Source organism: Chitinophaga sp. LS1, assembly GCF_034274695.1.
Classification (GTDB): Bacteria; Bacteroidota; Bacteroidia; order Chitinophagales; family Chitinophagaceae; genus Chitinophaga.
In genome coordinates, this window is sequence record NZ_CP128362.1 from 4,771,811 (window position 1) to 4,786,628 (window position 14,818).

A 14,818-nucleotide genomic window follows, 5' to 3' on the forward strand; every position below is an offset into this window, starting at 1 on the left:
TCATAAAAAATCATCAGAAAAGCTCTCCGGCATCATTCGCCTTCAACTTAATTCTTTTGGTGCCGTTTTCCAGTATCAGTCTGTATTTGGATTCATTGTCCCTGTCTTTGATGTATGTGATCAGGTATACATCTTTATCAATTGTCCACCCTGGATATTTTTTTGCAATTGCCTCAGTCACTGAAGTAGGCAATAATTCAATTTCATATCTTTCTGCAGTGCGGATCAGTTTACCATTTTTGTCATAAGCAGCCAGTGTGAGACCGTTAGGTATAGCGAAGGAGATAAAGTATGAATCATACTCATCTTCGTAATAATTAACGGCAGTTTTTACATCGTATGCGGCAGAAGTGATGGCCAGTGGTGCCACGGGCTGTGCTTCTTCTTTGCCATTGACGGTTTTGATGAACTTATAACTGGTTGCCTGTAAGTTGACAGATGGTCCGGCAGCAGGTGCAGCAGTTTGAGCAGATGATGAAAGGATATTGGTCAGCATCAGAGCGATGGCTACAAGCATGAATTGTATGTATTTCATAGCTGAAGGTTTATAGTTTAGAATCTTACTTCAAAACTCACTTATTGCCGAAGCAAAACTATTGACGTGGATCATGGGGTATTGAAAATAGCATCATCAGTGGCCATGATTGTCATCAGAATGTAGAAACGGGGTTGATAATCAATTGGGTTAAAAGGTATTTTTGATGGTGCACCCTCGTGGAAAGGGTGGATAAATCCGATTTCGGCTGTATCAGCTACCTTTGTCAATTGGATTAAAAGCCTTCTTCGACAGCGAAGCGCATTTTTTCCCTCGTGGCAGGGTGGATAAATTCTATTTCGGCTGCATGGAGGTACATTCTTTCCGATGCGGTGCCGTACAGATCGTCTCCTACAATGGGGGCATTGAGTCCTGACTCATGTGCCGAATGCATACGCAACTGATGCGTTCTACCCGTAAGCGGCCAGAAGTTTACTTTAGTCATGTCCGGGAATCTTTTGACTACTTCCCATTTTGTAACGCTTTTCTTGCCTGTTTCGAAGCAGACCAGCTGTCTGGGACGGTTTAATAAATCAGGTCCCAAAGGGAGGTCGATCATGCCTCCTGGCTGGTCAAGTACTTTAGAAATCAATGCAGTATAGCGTTTGCTGACTGTTCGCTGTAAAAATTGCCGTTGGATATGCTTGTGGGCTGCCTGGGTTTTGGCGACGACGAGTAGTCCTGAAGTATCCATATCCAATCTATGAATAATCAGCGGCTCTGTATCTAGTAGGCCGTGTTTTAATCTACTATACACGGAATCCTCGATATTCACCCCGGGTACGGAGCGGAGACCGGAGGGCTTGTTCACTACCACAAAACTATCATCTTCAAATACGATTTCAAGCGGATGACTATCTTCTTTTATATGCAATAACGGATTGTCGTCGATGGCGATCCCTTCCAGCATATGTGCCAGAATGGGCTTGCATTTGCCTGTGCAGGCAGGGTAGAATTGTTTATGTTTCCTGATCTCTGATTTTGGAGAGGTGCCCCACCAGAATTCAGCCATTGCTATGGGTGTGTAATTATTAGCAAAAGCAAATTGGAGGAGTTTGGGCATAGCGCATTCCCCGCTGCCTGCCGGAGGTTTACCAAAAGGTGTTTCGCTGAAGATAGCCTGCAGACTTTTGGTCTGACCGTCTTTATTCAGAAAACTGTATTGTTCAAAGATCTGTTGCTGTAGATCGGCGGATCGTTCCTTCCGTTCATTTTTGAGCGGTTCAAGAATGGACTCGAACTGGTCCAGTTGGTTTTTTAATTCCGCTTGTCTTGCTAACCAATTGTCCGTCAGGTATTTCAGCTGTCTTTTATCCGCCAGGCTCTGATTGATGATATCTGCCTCAGCAACAGCATATTCGGCCTCATTTAAGCGTTCTTTTAGCTGAGTCCGGAGTTGTTTACGGTTGTCTTTGTTAGCTTTTAATTGCTGCTTTAAATGGGTGATTTCGGCTGTAGCGGTGATGGCTGCCTGCTCTATGTCCAGTTTCAGCTGTTGGTACTTTTCATCTGCCTGCAGTTCGTCAATCCGGGTATTGATGGCGGTGATGAATTCCAGTCCTTTGAGGAAGAAGCTGTTTTCAGACAGCATATCAAAGACAGGAGGAACAAATTTTCCGTGGTCGTTTGAGTTGGCGAGTTTGCCGGAGAAGGCGGAGAGATAACCCAGTCTGCCGGTTGGATCCTGTACAACCAGCACGCCGAACATTTTGCCGATAGCGGATCCATCCGTATCGTCAGTCAGTCCGAAGTTATGATCCAACCCGGTATGCGTTTCCAGGTATTGCTGGAGGTCGGCAGCGGCTAGTTTGGATAAAGGATGTGGTTCGTAGAAAAAAGGAAAGGTAAACCGTTCAGGTAAGGCTATATCTTTTATTAATTCATCCGAAAAGTAATCGATCTTATCTCCCAACACAATTAAATTTGGCGCAAAATTAGGACTAAAGTTATTAATTTGGTAGCCCTTATGAGAAGAAAAGACTTTACAGCAGAAGAACTATTAACCCGGGTCCTCAATAATAAATCACAAAAGACATATTGGGATAATGTTAGAGAGCTATACCGAAGGGGAGGGGAGGAGACATTTAAGAGATGTTATCAATTGGTTAAAACGGGTACGGATCGGGAAAAGGAGGTGGCTGTTGATATTCTGGCTCAATTGGGATCGACCGGAAGACCTTATTTAAAGGAATCGCTGCAACTTTATTTTGAATTGTTGGAGCGTGCGCTGTTGGATAGTGCGTTTACAACAGATCTGCTCATCACAGTACTACATGCCATCCGTTTTAACAACGATACGTTGAGTGCCGCTCAGGCGAAGGCTGTTTCCGCATTTAAATCTCATTCGGATAAATACGTAAGATTAGGCGTGGTGTATGCATTACTTGGGGTGGAACATCAGGTAGCGGTAGATGCGATGGTGGAACTGACTACAGACAAATTTAGTGCTATCAGGAATTGGGCGACATTTGGTATTGGTTCGCGGATAGATAAGCACCCGAAACAGATAATAACGGCTTTGTGGAACAGGGTGAATGATAAGGAAGAGGAAACGCGGTTTGAAGCCATTGTGGGGTTGGCGATTAGAAAAGAGGCAGGGATAAAAGAGGTGATTATACAGGAGTTGTTGACGGGTGAATTTGGGACATTGTTATTTGATGCGATTGAAGCGTTGGACGATGCTGATTTTTTGCCGGCATTGAAGCGGTTGCATAAAGAATCGCAAAAGGATAAAACGATTGATCCTGGCTGGTTGGGTAAGTTGGATGAAACAATTTCTTCTTTGTCAGCTCAGTAGGCGGTATGGCGACAAGTTGGATGAAACTATTTCTTCATTGTCAGCTCAGTAGGCGGTATGGCAGTAAGTTGGATGAAACTATTTCTTCTTTGTCAGCACAGTAGGCGGCATGGCGGTAAGTTGGATGAAACTATTTTTTCATTATCAGCTCAGTAGGCGGTATGGCGACAAGCTGGGTGAAACTATTTCTTCTTTGTCAGCACAGTAGGCGGTATGGCGACAAGTTGGATGAAACTATTTTTTCATTATCAGCACAGTAGGCGGTATGGCGACAAGTTGGATGAAACTATTTTTTCATTGTCAGCTCAGTAGGCGGTATGGCGACAAGCTGGGTGAAACTATTTCTTCTTTGTCAGCACAGTAGGCGGTATGGCGACAAGTTGGATGAAACTATTTTTTCATTATCAGCTCAGTAGGCGGTATGGCGACAAGCTGGATGAAACTATTTTTTCTTTGTCAGCTCAGTAGGCGGTATGGCGGTAAGTTGGATGAAACTATTTTTTCATTGTCAGCTCAGTAGGCGGTATGGCGACAAGTTGGATGAAACTATTTTTTCATTGTCAGCTCAGTAGGCGGTATGGCGGTAAGTTGGATGAAACTATTTTTTCATTGTCAGCTCAGTAGGCGGTATGGCGACAAGTTGGATGAAACTATTTTTTCTTTGTCAGCTCAGTAGGCGGTATGGCGGTAAGTTGGATGAAACTATTTTTTCTTTGTCAGCTTAGTAGGCTGTATGGCGATAAGTTGGATAATACTATTTCATCTTTAACAGCAGTGAATGCCGGGCGAGCCATTGCCACCTGTGACCAGTACTAGTGCTGATTGTTGCATAGTATGTGATTTAGTGATCCAAAGCTACAGGAGAGAGGGGTGAAGTTGTTGGTGTGAGAGATCCAAAATTACTGGTATGAGAGGGCCCCAAAGGAAAAGCCTTCAGATCGGGTGAGCTGAAGGCTTTGAAAAATCTTAATTCAAGATCCTAATTCAAAATCCTTATTCCTGATTTCTAATTTAATCTCCTGATCTTTATTTCAATCTCCTGAATCCAGATTCCTGATACAGAATAGAGAAACCAGAATCCAGATTCCAGATTCCTAATTCAATATCCCATTCATCTCCGTCAATATTAACGGCTGTCCATCGGTCACCACAATCGTATGCTCATGCTGCGCCATAAATCCACCTCTTTCACCTACCATTGTCCACCCATCATTCAACTCAGTCGCATAAGATGAATTGGTAGAAATAAACGTTTCAATTGCCACCACTGAATTCTTCTTAAATCGTCTCTTATCCCCTTTATTTCTATAACAAAGCAGCTCACCCGGCTCTTCATGCAACCCTCTGCCAATCCCATGCCCACCAAGGTTCTTAATCACTTTATACCCTCTCTTCTTTGCCTCCGTCTCTATCAGCAAACCAATATCCGCTATTTTCACACCACCTCTGATCGTATTCAACGCCTTCCGTAAAATATCTTTCGATGCATCCACCAATTTCTGATGTTGATGCACATCCTCTCCAATTACAAATGATCCGCCATTATCCGCCCAAAAACCATTCAGCTCTGCAGAAACATCAATATTGATCAAATCACCATCTTTTAAAATTCTCTTTTCTGAAGGAATACCATGGCAAAACTCATTATCCACACTAATACAAGTCCAACCCGGAAATCCATAGGTTAAATAAGGCGCTGATTTAGCACCAAAGTCTGCCAGGATCTTCGCCCCATATTCATCCAGCTCTTTTGTACTCATGCCCGGTTTGGCATAGTTTGTCATTTCCTTCAATGTGTATGCAACAGCTTCACTCGCTTTTTGCATGCCGAATAATTCGGATTCTTTTGTTATTGACATACCTTTTATTTTGTCGCTATATAGATATCAACTTCTGAATTGTCACCCTGTTGAGATTCTCACCATAGACTTCAAAATCATAGCTGTATTTCCTGTTCAGTTCCGCATCTCTCTGCCAGATGTTCATCCAGCAATTGCCTACCGCAGCCGGCATCGCACCTTTTGCTGTGAATTTCTGAAACTGTTCCGGTTGAAATTCACGACCGGCCAATCATTGGGGGATTTCATCCAGGGTAGTTTATCTTCTAAACATTAGCCATAAAAACCTATATATGATACAAATTTATTAAATTGATAATCAAATTATTATAGAAGTTGTTTAAGCTTATGTAAAAAAAGGAAGAGTCCCAGAGATTATAGATTTTTGTTTTGCGGAAAAAAAGAATAAATCCGGGACTCATAGACGAAGATAAAATAAGAGATTGGATAATACCACATTTAAGTAAGAGAGAACGAGGCTTTGCACCCAGAATATGTTTAATAAAAGTGGTTCAGTTAATCTTAAAGCGGATGAAAACAGGCTGTCAATGGAGGGAACTAGTAATGAATTTAACTGGATACTCAGAGGGCCTGAAGCTTCTATCTATCCTATCTGGACCATCATAACGAATGTAATAAGCGGAGGAGCATCTGGATTCTCAATCAATGTTGGAGGAGCTACGTACCTTGGGCCAGTAAGTGAAATTAACCGAAGCATTGTAGAAACGAAGTTTAGGGAAGGTGGAGTTGGTACTTACGTATCCGTTCCTTTTGCTGAAGGGCTCAGCGCAACTGGGGGCTATACGCCAGGAGCAAATGGTGCTCCTGGAATCATCTCAGGAAGTCTTAGCTTTGATCCACTAGCAGGTGAGATTGGAGATGTACCCGTTCCTAAATATGGTGTAAGTTTTAGTAATACATATAAAGTAAAAGATTTCAAACCTGAATCAAATGAGAAATAACAGCATAAAGCAATGGCTTTCTTTATTGGTCATTGCTACCATGTCGATCGCCTGTTTCGGCTATGAAAAAGCCGTCAGGGAATTTAAGGAATTTAATAGTGCCTCCCTCGATGGGAAAGTGATCTTCATGGAAGGGACCAATGGCTATTTCCAATTCCAATTGGACAACGATCCCAAAAAATATGGCTGCAGACCAGTTTCGGCGGACAATTTTGGAATATCCTTTCGTAACGTCGCAATGGGCAATAATATTAAAAAAATCCCTTATGCAGATACTTTAATTGTTATAAAAAAAGGCCGCACGTATAAATACGTCTTTAAGAAATTTGAAGAACAGGGAAAAAAATAAATCGGGTTGGAAGTAAGGGATTATTTCCCTTACTATCCTCTCACACCACTGTACATGCAGTTCGGCATACCGCGGTTCATTAAACATAAACAGTTTTAGGGGCTACTTGAAATTGCGGTGAAGTGGATGGTGGAGAATCCTATGCCGGTAAAACTTCCAGTTGTCGAATATGAAAGATAAATATGTTCTCATTATTCAAAAAAAGCAAAGTAAATATTCAATCTGTCAGGATTCCTAACTTTGGATGGGAGAAGATCAGAGATGAAGAAGGAATTATCCTGTGGATCAATCCTGAAGAAACAATTGCGATATCTGTTCACTTTTTATCGCAGGTGAGACACTATATTAATCTGATTGAAAAAGAGGTGAAATGGGATACAGAAATAGATAAATTGGAAACATTTGAAAGATAAATCAAATGGCTATGATAATATAGCCGAATTATATGCCCGGCACAGGACTACCACAGGCTCGGCTAAGGTCCGGGCCTGGGCGCAGTCGTTTGCCAAAGGCGCTGTAATACTTGATTTGGGGTGCGGCACTGGTATTCCGGTTACGAAAATATTGCTGGAAGCAGGATTGAAGGTGTATGCAGTGGATGCATCAGCTAAAATGGTAGCGGCTTTTCAGGATAACTTTCCGGATGTACCTGTAGAATGTGAGTCGGTAGAGGAGTCACAGTTTTTAAATTTTAAGTATGATGGCATTATCTCTATTGGCGTGATATTTTTATTGGAAGAAGCTGCACAACGATCACTCATTGCAAAGATGGCTGCGGCGTTACATGCTGATGGGAAGTTGTTATTTACTGCACCTTTGCAAAAGGTAGCCTGGCAGGATGTAATGACTGCGCAAAACTCAAGGTCTTTAGGTGCAGAAGAATACAAAAAGCTGCTGTTGGCAGCCGGCTTATCCGGTGTGGAAGAGTTTGAGGATGAGGGCGGAAATCATTATTTTAGTGGTATATGAAAATTGATAACCCAGCCTTCAACTATGACAATTTAAATCACTGGAACAAGGTGATGAGCAGCTACTGGATAGTCATAGAGATAGGGAGAAGAGCTAGCGGATATTTCTTCTTTTGAGAAGAGTATCTTTAAATCACTGGAACAAGGAGATAAGCACCTACTGGACGGCCATAGAGACAGGGAGAAGAGCTGGCGGATATTTCTTCTTTTGAGAAGGGTATCTTTAAATCACTGGAACAAGGTGATGAGCAGCTACTGGACGGCCATATAGACAGGGAAAAGAGCTAGCGGATATTTCTTCTTATCCTGCTAAGTGATGATTGAGTTATACCTAAATAAGAGGCTAAATAGGATAGTGGTATTCTATTGGCCATTGTAGGAAAGTTTCTCAAAAACATCAGGTAGCGTTCGGTGGCATCTTCTGCCATCATCGGACTGATCCTGTTTACTTTTTCCGCCAGTCCTTTTGCTGTTATTTTGGCAATGATCGCATCCCAGCTGATGATGGTCATAGACAATTCTTCCATGGCAGCTTTGGATAGCGCCACATATTCACAATCGGTGATGGCCTGTACATACTCAGTAGAAGGAATACCCTGGTTATAACTGTTTACATCGGCGATAAAGTTATTTTCGTCAAGGAAGTATTTAGTGATCTCATCGCCTTTGTTGTTGTAGTAGCAAACCCGCATAATTCCGTCCAGCAGGAAGATGATTTCACGGGGTATTCTCCCTGCTTCGTGATAATATTCATCTTTTTTGGTTGTTTTTATCACAGCTTTGCTTGTAATCATCTCAATCTGCTGTTGATTGAGATGACCGAAATGTAATAGGTAATTGATCAGTTGTTCCATGTGTAGTTATTTCATTTGACTCATCAGCATTTTGTCAAACAATTTATCAGACAATATTTTTCTCATGAACAGCATGGGTTTTGCCATTGCACCACCAATATACCTTGTTTTAGGATGTGTTGCTTCAATTCCTTTTTTAATCAGTTTGGCGATCACGACTGCTTCTACTGAGTTCTTTTCCATATCATCGTACATCTTCAGCAGGCTATTCGCCAGACCTTTATATGCTGTATTTCCGGAAACGCGCATCAGTTCTTTGCCACCAATCCCCGTCATTTCAGATTTGGTACCACCTGGTTCAATGACAATGACATCGATACCAAATTGTCTGACCTCATTACGGAGGCAATCGCTCATTCCTTCTATGGCAAATTTACTGGCATGGTACCATACGCCCATAGGTAATCCGACTTTACCACCTACAGAAGAGATGTTGACGATCTTTCCGTACTTGTTTTTCCGCATGTTCGGTAGTACCAGTTGAATTAATCTTGCTACACTAAAGAGGTTGATTTCCATCTGGTTTTTCGCTTCTGACAAAGGTACGTCTTCCAGTGCACCGTAGGAGCCCAGGCCCGCGCTGTTAATGAGGATATCAATATTACCGGTTTGTGCTACACAAGCAACGATACTTTCGTCTTTTGTCACATCCAGCATAATTGGTTTGATACCATATACCTGCAGGGCCTGGAGCATTTCCATACGACGTGCAGCGCCATATACATTGTAGCCGTTTTGTGCCAGATAAATAGCGGTTGCTTTACCAATTCCGGAGCTGGCCCCGGTGACCAATACTGTTTTCGACATCGTTTTTAATTTTATGATGCGAAGGTAGACTGGCTGGAATTGGGATTATTTGCCATTTGGCAAAAAAGGTAAAATGGCTGTTGTAAAAGTTAGAAAGACTTTTAAGAAGTTCGAATGACTATTGTAAATGTTAAGATGTTTTTTTTAGAGTTAGAATGTTTTTTTAAAAAGTTAGAATAGCTATTTTTAAAAACTAAAATGACTATTTTAAACGTTAAGATGGCTTTATTAGAGTTCGAAAGCCTTTTTAAAAAGTTAGAATGGCTATTGTAAAATTTAAGACGGCTTTTTTAGAGTTCGAATGGCTTTTTTAAAAAGGTTAGAATGCCTGTTTTTCCTGCCATTCAAATATGCCTATTCGTTTAGCAATCAGCCATTGGTTATTCACGAAGATGTAATTGTCGTAATAAATGGCGCCGATAGTCGTCTTCACTTTCGCACCAATTAATGTAATCTGGCAATAACATGTTCCGGTAGCGGTATCGCCATCTATAATTACCTTTTGCTGCCCATTGAAATGGTAGATCGTGTCGAAGTCTTTAAGGAAATTGATAAAAGCGGCTTCCATCTCTTTCCTGCCTTTCAGTTTTAAAATAGGAACGCCTTCTATAAATGTCTCTGATATTGCATCGTCAGTAAATAGCTGCACCTGTGCGTGAACATCTTTTTTATCTCCCAGTATGGAAAGTGTATCGACCAGTTCCCGCAGGGCAAGCTTGTCTGCTAATTCCTTCATATTCATACCTGTAATTTTATCAGACAGTCAGCACGATCTTACCCTGGATATGTCCATGGGTAGTCAGTTCATGTGCTTCCTTCATATTCATACCTGTAATTTTATCAGACAGTCAGCACAATCTTACCCTGGATATGTCCATGGGTAGTCCGTTCATGAGCTTCCTTCATATTCATACCTGTAATTTTATCAGACAGTCAGCACGATCTTACCCTGAATATGTCCATTGGCAGCCCGTTCATGTGCTTTTTGCGCATCAGCGAGGGGAAAGGTGCTATCGATAGCGACATTTATCGTCCCTGCGGCCAGCAAACGACCGAATTCTTCTAGCTGAGTGCCATTTGAACGTACCTGGGTAGAAGAAACTATGATCCCTCGTTGTGCAGCTTCCTCCGCATCAGAGAAGCCTAAGAACACAGGGAATAAAGCACCGCCACGTTTTATTGTTTTTAAGAAACGACCAGTATGCGGACCGCCAAGGGTATCGAGCACTAAATCAAGATCCTGCACCACGGCTTCAGGCGCCTGTTTGGTATAGTCAATAAATTCATCGGCACCTATTGAGTGTAGGAATGCTTCATGTTTGCCGGAAGCCACCGCGATGACATGCGCCCCTTTCCATTTGGCCAGTTGTACAGCCAGATGTCCAACACCGCCGGCTGCGCCATTTACAAGTACTTTTTTGCCATTTAGGGGGACTGGATGGTGTTTATGTGCCTGAAGTGGATTCTGTACATCATGGCCCAGTTCAATGAGGAATTGCCATGCCGTCAATCCAGCCATCGGTGCCGCTGCCGCATGAATATGATCAATACCCGCTGGTTTGTGTGCAAAGTCAGAAGCCGGTGCAGCTACAAATTCCGCATAAGCAGCGCTTTCGCCCACACTGGGAAAGCGAACCATGCTAAATACTTCATCGCCTGCAGAAAACCCCTGTACACCTTTGCCAACAGCGGCAACTACACCAGAAACATCCGTACCCGGAATAATAGGGAAGGGGATATTGGGTCTCCATTCCGGAGGTAGCATTTTATAACCTTCGCGCAGGTACCAGTCTGGTGGATTGATGCCGATGGCATGCACGCGAACGAGGAGCTGACCATCCTTCAATTCCGGCATAGGTGCATCTTCGTAACGCAATACTTCCGGTCCTCCGTAAGCATGTAGGCGGATTGCTTTCATTTGTTCCATATAAGATTTGTTTATGGGCATGGGAATTCCATATAGGTACCCGCCGCCCTTTAGTTAAAAGATTTTGAATACGAGAGATATTCATTTACAGGCATGGTATCCCAAATAGGTACCTTCCCTTTAGTTAAAAGATTTTGAATACGAGAGATATTCATTTACAGGCATGGTATCCCAAATAGGTACCCGCCCTTTAGTGAAAAGATTTTCTAAAAACGTTTGAAGCGAGATTCATTTGCAGGCATAACAATCCCCTACAGGTATCCGCCATATTGAAATCGGATGCCATTATCTGTCAGTTAAAAGACTTCCTAAAAACGTTTGGAGAGAGATTCGTATGCCGCTTAAATAACTTATTAAAAGACTGTGGATGCTCAAAACCCAGTTGATAGGCAATTTCAGCCACCGTCTGCCTGGTAGTGCTCAACGCCACTTTGGCTTTTTCAATAAGCCGGTCATGTATATGTTGCTGCGCACTTTGGCCGGTAAGGGTCCGCAACATATCAGTGAGATACCTTGCAGACACCTGTAGCTGTGCCGCCACCTCAGGAACCGTTGGAATACCTCCCTGTGTGTCTGTAAACCGGCTTTCCAGGTATTTATTCATCTCTGTGATCAGATCATGATGAATGGCCTTTCGGGTCAGGAATTGCCTGTTATAAAAGCGATTACTGTAATTCAGCAATAATTCAATCTGAGAAACCAATACATCCTGGCTAAAGGCATCCGTATTATTATCCAGCTCATCCGCAATATTCTCAAATATTCCACCGATCACTTTCTTCTCTTTGTCTGACAAAAAGAGCGCCTCATTCACCGCATAAGAGAAAAATCCATATTGCTGAATGCGCTGTCCCAGAGCATAATTCCGGATCAGGTCCGCGTGAAAAAGCAGGAGATAACCATCCAGGCAACCGACTTCGCCAGACATGGTCACTACCTGGTTCGGGGCTAAAAAGGCCATGCCGCCTTCTGAAAAGTCATACCAGGCCTGTCCATACCGCATCTGACCGCTAAAATCTTTCTTAAATGCAATCTTGTAGAAGTCAATCATGAACCTTTTTCCGGTGAAATTGCCACTGATCTGATCCTTGTCATAATTGACCAGGGCCACCAGCGGATGGAGCGGTTTAGGCATATCCATATCCCGCATAAATTCGGAGATACTTTTATAAATGATTGTCATGGTACAAAGGTGAGGAAAGCTGGCAAATAAAAATTAGCCTATCTGGTAAAAAGTGTAGCCTGTAAATAAATGGGTATTTATTTGCATTTGTGGCCTGTGTGGACGCATTTTGCTACTGTACCCATTGTGTTGGGCAACGAAGATCTTTATTACAGGTAATGGGCCTTGCAAAATCATGACCTATGGGTTCTGTAAGGAAGAAAAAACATTAGTGGTGGCTACCGGTTGTGAACTGGTCATCTGGAAAAGAGAAAAGGGATGTATCAAAAATAAATGAACCTCCCTGGAATTGCATAAATGGAAACCTGGCTCCATCATGTATCTGAATTAATAGAGCGTGTATCTTACTTTTGATACACGCTCTATGTTTTTCTCAAAATGGGTTTCATCCCAATTGGTAAAATCTTTATTTAAAAACTCAATTTGCCCGCTTTCCCTATCATCCCACTCTTCTCTTCTTTCCCAACAACAACCTTTATCATTTTGTAAGCATGCTTACCTGCATACCCCCCACTTACTTTCCAGCTAAGAGTCTTCGTCGCATCATCCCATAAAAACGCCGTTGTTCTTGTAGCCCCTTTGGTATAATTGTAAGAAGTCCCATCATCCTCCACCATATTAAAATTCCCGTTTTTACCCGGATAAACATGTATTTCAAGCGGTGCAGTAGTAGCCTGTTCTGAATATTGCACAACAGGACTGAGCGGCAATATCGTGCCCGCCCGCACATATACGGGGATCTCATCCAGTTGCTTATCCACTGCCATCCTCTTTGGCCCTGTAATTTTTTCTCCACTAAAATAATCATACCACGTATCAGCAGGTAAATACACACTCCGTTTACCACCTGCATTTAATACAGGTGCCGCTAATAAACCTTTACCAAACAACCATTCATCTGTCATATTCGCAACAGTCGTATCGGTCGGAAACTCCATCACCAGTGGCCGCATAATAGGAGCGCCATTGTTGTATGCTTCGTGACCGAGACTGTAAGTATAAGGTAGCAGCTGGTATCTCAGCTCCAGCGCTTTGCGTATGGCCGCTTCGCCATCATCCCCCCACAAAAACGGGAAGCGGGCAGTAGTACCGATATCTGAATGAGAACGCATGATAGGGAAGAAAACCCCTGCCTGAAACCAGCGTACCAAAGTCTCTTTTTCCGGCGTGCCGTGAAAACCACCAATGTCGCAGGCGCCGTAGTACATGCCGGCAAGACTGAAGTTCAACAGGTCTTTGGGTACATCGGCCAGTGAGGACCAGGAAGACTGTATATCGCCATCCCAGGTACAATAGCCAAAGCGTTGATTGCCGGGGCTAAATGCCCTGTTAATCGTGAAGTGGCGGTAGTTAGGCCGTACGGTTGACAGTAAGTTGTATTGGGCGGTATTCCACCAATAATAACAGGTATAATAAGATTCGCCTTCATCATCCCACCATGCATCTACACCTGCCTGTAGCATAGGTTTTGTTCTGTCTTCAAACCATTTCCGCAGCTCTGCATTGCTAAAGTTCAGGTCGCGGCTATCTGTATGTGGGTTCATAAGCCAACCGTTTTTTCTGGCAGTATCCAGTCGTTGATCATTGCCCAGTCTTGGTTTGCGGATACCGATAAATTTTACGCCCTGCGCTTTCATATCTGCTATCTGTTTGGCCGGATGGGGGAACAGTTTTGGATTGAAAGTGAAATCACTATAACCTTTCTGCCCTTCTTTAGGTACAGTATAGTCAGGTGTAGTGGTATACCATTCAAAGTCAAAAATAAAAGCGTCTACAGGTAGTTGATGTGCCCGGAATTTAGTGAGCACATTGGATATATAGGTGCTATCTTCCCATCCCCACTGACTTTGCAGGTAGCCAAAAGCCCATCTGGGCGGCAGTTTGGGCTGTCCAGTCAGTTTTACATAACCTTTGGCGCCATCGTAAATGGTGCTGGCAGGCCAGAGGTATAGGTTGGCGATTTTAGATGGGAATTTCCATGCCAGGAGGTGGTGGTCTTTGGTCCAGCCAGCTGGTTGATTATCATTGGCAGCAACACCAAATGCGCTGTAGCCTGTCGTATTCCAAAGATAAGGAATGCCAGCTACGCCATTGCCTACAGCAGAACCGGACTGGCTTTTTGTAAGGTCTTTGGAAGAGATATTGCCGGCGCCATACAGCAGGCCTTGCGTAGTATGATCAATCTCAACCGAAGTATCGGTAAAGCGGTAGGTGCCGTTCTGTATCAGCGGCTGACCTTTTGCATCATACAATGACCAGGCACCGGTCGTGGTATTGATCGTTAACTGGCCATAGGCAGTTTTGATCCCATATAACGGAGGGGTCGAAACTACGGTGTACGGCGAGGATGCACTGTTACTGGATTCAATAAAAGTGCTCTTAATAATTTCTCCGTTTAAGCTGAGACAAAAGGCAGCATTGTTAGTGGTAAATAGTCCCACCTGATGGCCGCCTGCATTCACAATGATCCCGTTGGGGGCCTTTCTGACCTGAGCATTCGTGGTAAAAACTGCTGCCTGCATTGCAAGGAGCAGCAATAGCATCTTGTTTTTCATTTTTTCGTGTGGTATAAGTGGGGCGAAAGGTATAAAATATTTT

The 14,818-nt window shown here is 43.1% G+C and carries 15 protein-coding genes; 5 read left to right on the forward strand and 10 right to left on the reverse strand.

The window, feature by feature from the left end:
• Positions 1–13: 13 nt before the first annotated feature.
• Positions 14–535 (reverse strand): nicotinate-nucleotide adenylyltransferase, encoded by a 522-nt coding sequence (locus QQL36_RS19790; protein ID WP_321566538.1) that lies wholly within the window; start codon positions 533–535, stop codon positions 14–16.
• A 235-nt stretch (positions 536–770) separates the two neighbouring features.
• Complete coding sequence (locus tag QQL36_RS19795) at positions 771–2,447, reverse strand: RluA family pseudouridine synthase (RefSeq protein ID WP_321566539.1); 1,677 nt, start codon at positions 2,445–2,447, stop codon at positions 771–773.
• Between the two features lie 54 nt (positions 2,448–2,501).
• Between QQL36_RS19795 and QQL36_RS19800 the strand changes: the two genes are divergently transcribed.
• Positions 2,502–3,332: a hypothetical protein gene (locus QQL36_RS19800; RefSeq protein ID WP_321566540.1), complete on the forward strand. Its 831-nt coding sequence runs from the start codon at positions 2,502–2,504 to the stop codon at positions 3,330–3,332.
• 1,094 nt (positions 3,333–4,426) lie between these two features.
• Here the strand turns inward: QQL36_RS19800 and map are convergent.
• Positions 4,427–5,191: a type I methionyl aminopeptidase gene (gene map / locus QQL36_RS19805; protein WP_321566541.1), complete on the reverse strand. Its 765-nt coding sequence runs from the start codon at positions 5,189–5,191 to the stop codon at positions 4,427–4,429.
• A gap of 16 nt (positions 5,192–5,207) precedes the next feature.
• Positions 5,208–5,402: a hypothetical protein gene (locus tag QQL36_RS19810; RefSeq protein ID WP_321566542.1), complete on the reverse strand. Its 195-nt coding sequence runs from the start codon at positions 5,400–5,402 to the stop codon at positions 5,208–5,210.
• A 262-nt stretch (positions 5,403–5,664) separates the two neighbouring features.
• Between QQL36_RS19810 and QQL36_RS19815 the strand changes: the two genes are divergently transcribed.
• From QQL36_RS19815 to QQL36_RS19830, 4 genes are all read left to right on the forward strand, one after another.
• Positions 5,665–6,132: a hypothetical protein gene (locus QQL36_RS19815; protein WP_321566543.1), complete on the forward strand. Its 468-nt coding sequence runs from the start codon at positions 5,665–5,667 to the stop codon at positions 6,130–6,132.
• Positions 6,122–6,481: a hypothetical protein gene (locus tag QQL36_RS19820; protein ID WP_321566544.1), complete on the forward strand. Its 360-nt coding sequence runs from the start codon at positions 6,122–6,124 to the stop codon at positions 6,479–6,481. Before QQL36_RS19815 ends, QQL36_RS19820 begins: the two co-directional genes overlap by 11 nt.
• Positions 6,482–6,663: 182 nt before the next feature.
• Positions 6,664–6,894, forward strand: coding sequence for a hypothetical protein (locus QQL36_RS19825; protein WP_321566545.1), 231 nt, complete (start codon positions 6,664–6,666; stop codon positions 6,892–6,894).
• Positions 6,884–7,450, forward strand: coding sequence for a class I SAM-dependent methyltransferase (locus QQL36_RS19830; RefSeq protein ID WP_321566546.1), 567 nt, complete (start codon positions 6,884–6,886; stop codon positions 7,448–7,450). Before QQL36_RS19825 ends, QQL36_RS19830 begins: the two co-directional genes overlap by 11 nt.
• 283 nt (positions 7,451–7,733) lie before the next feature.
• Here QQL36_RS19830 and QQL36_RS19835 read toward each other — a convergent pair whose 3' ends face one another.
• The 6 genes from QQL36_RS19835 to QQL36_RS19860 all read right to left on the reverse strand — a co-directional run bounded on the left by QQL36_RS19835 (position 7,734) and on the right by QQL36_RS19860 (position 14,775).
• Positions 7,734–8,303 (reverse strand): Crp/Fnr family transcriptional regulator, encoded by a 570-nt coding sequence (locus QQL36_RS19835; RefSeq protein ID WP_321566547.1) that lies wholly within the window; start codon positions 8,301–8,303, stop codon positions 7,734–7,736.
• 6 nt (positions 8,304–8,309) lie between these two features.
• Positions 8,310–9,110, reverse strand: a complete 801-nt coding sequence (locus QQL36_RS19840; protein ID WP_321566548.1) for an oxidoreductase — start codon at positions 9,108–9,110, stop codon at positions 8,310–8,312.
• Between the two features lie 319 nt (positions 9,111–9,429).
• Positions 9,430–9,852 carry a nuclear transport factor 2 family protein gene (locus QQL36_RS19845; protein WP_321566549.1) on the reverse strand — a complete coding sequence of 141 codons (423 nt, stop codon included), beginning with the start codon at positions 9,850–9,852 and terminating at the stop codon, positions 9,430–9,432.
• A gap of 183 nt (positions 9,853–10,035) precedes the next feature.
• Positions 10,036–11,037, reverse strand: a complete 1,002-nt coding sequence (locus QQL36_RS19850) for an NADP-dependent oxidoreductase (RefSeq protein ID WP_321566550.1) — start codon at positions 11,035–11,037, stop codon at positions 10,036–10,038.
• Positions 11,038–11,329: 292 nt separating this feature from the next.
• Positions 11,330–12,220 carry a helix-turn-helix transcriptional regulator gene (locus tag QQL36_RS19855; RefSeq protein WP_321566551.1) on the reverse strand — a complete coding sequence of 297 codons (891 nt, stop codon included), beginning with the start codon at positions 12,218–12,220 and terminating at the stop codon, positions 11,330–11,332.
• 410 nt (positions 12,221–12,630) lie between these two features.
• Complete coding sequence (locus tag QQL36_RS19860) at positions 12,631–14,775, reverse strand: TIM-barrel domain-containing protein (RefSeq protein WP_321566552.1); 2,145 nt, start codon at positions 14,773–14,775, stop codon at positions 12,631–12,633.
• Positions 14,776–14,818 lie beyond the last annotated feature (43 nt).

Excerpts from the sequence above, each read along its gene's own strand:
- QQL36_RS19840 (WP_321566548.1), bottom strand. The coding sequence starts at position 9,110 with ATGTCGAAAACAGTATTGGTCACCGGGGCCAGCTCCGGAATTGGTAAA.
- map (WP_321566541.1), bottom strand. The coding sequence starts at position 5,191 with ATGTCAATAACAAAAGAATCCGAATTATTCGGCATGCAAAAAGCGAGT.
- QQL36_RS19815 (WP_321566543.1), top strand. The coding sequence starts at position 5,665 with ATGTTTAATAAAAGTGGTTCAGTTAATCTTAAAGCGGATGAAAACAGG.
- QQL36_RS19860 (WP_321566552.1), bottom strand. The coding sequence starts at position 14,775 with ATGAAAAACAAGATGCTATTGCTGCTCCTTGCAATGCAGGCAGCAGTT.
- QQL36_RS19845 (WP_321566549.1), bottom strand. The coding sequence starts at position 9,852 with ATGAATATGAAGGAATTAGCAGACAAGCTTGCCCTGCGGGAACTGGTC.
- QQL36_RS19855 (WP_321566551.1), bottom strand. The coding sequence starts at position 12,220 with ATGACAATCATTTATAAAAGTATCTCCGAATTTATGCGGGATATGGAT.
- QQL36_RS19790 (WP_321566538.1), bottom strand. The coding sequence starts at position 535 with ATGAAATACATACAATTCATGCTTGTAGCCATCGCTCTGATGCTGACC.
- QQL36_RS19820 (WP_321566544.1), top strand. The coding sequence starts at position 6,122 with ATGAGAAATAACAGCATAAAGCAATGGCTTTCTTTATTGGTCATTGCT.
- QQL36_RS19835 (WP_321566547.1), bottom strand. The coding sequence starts at position 8,303 with ATGGAACAACTGATCAATTACCTATTACATTTCGGTCATCTCAATCAA.
- QQL36_RS19850 (WP_321566550.1), bottom strand. The coding sequence starts at position 11,037 with ATGGAACAAATGAAAGCAATCCGCCTACATGCTTACGGAGGACCGGAA.
- QQL36_RS19825 (WP_321566545.1), top strand. The coding sequence starts at position 6,664 with ATGTTCTCATTATTCAAAAAAAGCAAAGTAAATATTCAATCTGTCAGG.
- QQL36_RS19800 (WP_321566540.1), top strand. The coding sequence starts at position 2,502 with ATGAGAAGAAAAGACTTTACAGCAGAAGAACTATTAACCCGGGTCCTC.